2 protein-coding genes are annotated in these 2,522 nt (G+C 69.8%); both read right to left on the bottom strand.

Features of this window, described 5'->3' with window-relative positions; genetic code table 11:
* A partial coding sequence (gene tilS, locus Q0629_RS09290) for a tRNA lysidine(34) synthetase TilS (protein ID WP_298781727.1) occupies positions 1 to 960 on the bottom strand: 960 nt, incomplete at its 3' end.
* Positions 957 to 2,522, bottom strand: a 1,566-nt coding sequence (locus Q0629_RS09295) for a lytic transglycosylase domain-containing protein (protein ID WP_298781730.1), incomplete at its 5' end; no start/stop codon positions are given. The genes Q0629_RS09295 and tilS, both read right to left, overlap by 4 nt.

The raw sequence follows: 2,522 nt of genomic DNA on the forward strand, positions 1-2,522 counted from the left end.
AAGGGCCATAAGGCCCAGGCTGCGGCCCGCGGCGCGTAGCACCAGCGCCCGATCCCGCGGCGTGAGGGCTGCCGCCCCCGCCCGGTCCAGGGACAGGGACCCCGCCTCCTCCTCCAGCGTCAGCCCTGCCAGGAGCCTCGCCCCGCGGGCCTCTTCCTCGCCGCGCAGTTCCCTCATCTCCGAGGCGAAGGCGGCCAGGTGCTCCGCCGCCCGCGCGTTCACGCGCCGCGCCAGAAGGGGCATGAGCTCAAGCCGCAGGAAGTTCCGGGTGCAGCCCGCGTCCGCGTTCGTCCCGTCCTCGCGCCAGGCGATGCCCCGGACCTTCAGGATGCGGCGCAGAAGGTCACGGCCCATGTCGATCACCGGGCGGAACAGGAGGCCCCGCCGCTCCGGCATCCCCACGGCGCCCCGCACGCCCGCGCCTCGCAGCAGGTTGAAGAGCACCGTTTCGGCCAGGTCGTCGCGATTGTGCCCCAGGGCGACGCCCACGGCGCCGCAGACCTCCGCCATCTCGCGGAGCGCCTGGTAACGAAGTCGTCGTGCCGCGGCCTCAAGGGACTCCCCCCGCGCCCGTTCCCCTGGCACGTCCAGGGCCCGTTCCAGGAAGGGCACACCCCATCCCTCCGCCGCGTCCCGCACGAAGGCCGCGTCCACGTCGGCCTCCCCTCCCCGGATGCCGTGGTTCACGTGAGCGACGGTCAGAGGTCCGTCGTAAAAGGTCTTGAAGAGCCAGAGGAGGGCCATCGAGTCCCCCCCTCCCGACACGGCAGCAAGCACCCGACCTCTGCAGGGCAACCACCCCTGCCTCATCCCCGCCTCCAGGAAGGGCCCCGCGAGGGCGCGGAGGGAGAGGTCGTAGGGGATCACCCCATGATCCCGCTCCCGCGCCCGTTCGGTCTCGCTCATGCGCTCCAGCGCACGGCGGCAGAGGGATGCGACGGCCCGTTCTTCCTCCGTCATCGCGCCCCGGCCGTTCCATAGAGCATCCGGTAAATCCTGAGGTTCGCTGAAACGCGCTGTACGTAGCCGCAGGTTTCGTCGAACTTCACGGCCTCGATCCAGCGGTCCAGGGGCAGGTCCTCTCCCCCGTTCTTTAGCCACTTGCGGGCGTTGCCAGACCCCGCGTTGTAGGCGGCCATCACCCACTCCTCCCGAGAGAAAGAGCGTTCCAGCCATGCGAGGTGCGAGGTCCCCAGCCGGATGTTGTCGTTGACGTCCAGGAGGTCGTACTTTTCAAGCCCCGCCCGCTTCGCCTCACCCTTTGCCGTTCCGGGCATCAACTGCATCAATCCCGTGGCGCCGGCATGGCTCCGGGCGTCGGGCCGGAAGGAGCTCTCCTGCCGCATGACGGCCCACACCAGGGCATCCTCCACGCTGTAGGCCTCGCAAGCCGCCTTGACCTGCGCCCGGAAGGGACGAGGGTAGAGGGCCTCCAGGTTGGCACGATAGAGCGTCCTCCCCGACGTCAGGAGCGTCTCCAGGCGACGGGCTTCGTTGTAGGACTCCTCAAGCCCCAGCCAGCGCGACAGCCTGAGCGCGCGATAGAGCTCCCGCACCCCGGCCTTGGGCCTCGACAGCCTGAGCTTCGCGTAGAGGACGAACCCCCACTGCTCGAGTTCGGAGGGCTTCGTCGCCAGGGCAGGGTCTTCCCCGTCCACGATCTTCAGCGTTTCGCCCCCGCTCAGGAGGGCATAGATGGAGAGGGGGTATCGGCGCTCAAGCAGGGCCTGGGTCCGACCGGCCCCGGCCTTGTTGCCCGACCGCCGCTCCGCGTCGGCGATCCAGTAGAGCAGGCGGGCCCGCCGCATGGGGCCGATGTTGGGGGCATCCGCCTGGCGCCAAAGCCGGACGGCCTCCGTGAGGTTGCCCGCGGCCACGTTCTTCCACCCCCGTCCCCACAGGACGTTAAAGGCGTAGGGCGTGTCGGGATAGGCGCTCAGGACCTTAGCCTCCAGGGCGTCCCGGTACTTCGCCTGGGACTTGTCCAGGAGGTCGCAAAGCGCGAGCAGGGCCCGAGCCTGGGGCTTGCCCCTGCGTTCCTTGATCACGCGCTCCAGAACGTCCATGGCCGCCTTCTTCTCGACCTTTCCCGCCTTTCCCGCAAGGGTCGCGATGCGCCGGACGGAGGGCTCCGCGTAGGCGTTGCCGCTGAGGGCCAGTCGACTCCAGAGGTCCAGGGCCTCGCCGCTACGCTTCAGCCGGTACAGGGACCAGGCCCGGTAGTAGGCTGCCTTGCGCCCGCCCGTCCCCGTCATGGGCACGGGCCTCAGCCGCTCCTCCGCGGCGGCGTTTTCCCCCGCCAGGTGCGCGTAGACGCCCAGCGCCACCCTGACGGCGTTGGACCAGGGCTTGGGCTGCTGCAGGAGGACCTGCGCGGCGTCCTTGTTCGACGTTGGCGCGTCCTTGTCCGCCTTCGCTGCATCCTGCGTGCCCTCGTCATCGAAGCGGAAGCCTGCGGGCATCGCCTCCTTGTACCTCGCGGCGTAGCTTTCGGCACGCTCCTCGATTGCCCCGGTGAAGGG

This window comes from uncultured Fretibacterium sp. (assembly GCF_938030725.1).
Classification (GTDB): domain Bacteria; phylum Synergistota; class Synergistia; order Synergistales; family Aminobacteriaceae; genus Fretibacterium.